Consider the following 367-nt stretch of genomic DNA (forward strand, 5'->3'; position numbering starts at 1 on the left):
TCAAACACTTATTAAGAACTATGAAAATAGGTATGCTAAAGATGACGAAGGAAATAACTATAAACTAAGTATAAGCGATAGAGTGTATCATATAGAAACAGATGATGATGACAATACAGAAAATAATCAATGGCAAGATAATCTTATACAAAATCTAGGTGTAGATATTACAGGTAATCATTGTATGATTAATATAGGTTTAGGGTTACAAGGCTTAGAATATTTTAAACTTGGTAAATGGTTTGATTCTCATGCTATAGTGCCTACGACTCAAACTCTCTACCTCTACTCCTATCTTTTAGAATTAGATTCTAATCATAACAAAGTCAAAGATAAAAGTTTATATGAGTGTATAGCGTATTGTAAT

Annotated in this window: 1 pseudogene; it reads left to right on the forward strand. The window is 29.2% G+C overall.

Annotated features, from left to right (window positions below):
* A pseudogene (locus tag CQA53_RS12085) lies at nucleotides 1-367 on the forward strand (hypothetical protein); the annotation flags it as partial.

The organism is Helicobacter didelphidarum (genome assembly GCF_003364195.1).
Classification (GTDB): Bacteria; Campylobacterota; Campylobacteria; order Campylobacterales; family Helicobacteraceae; genus Helicobacter_A; species Helicobacter_A didelphidarum.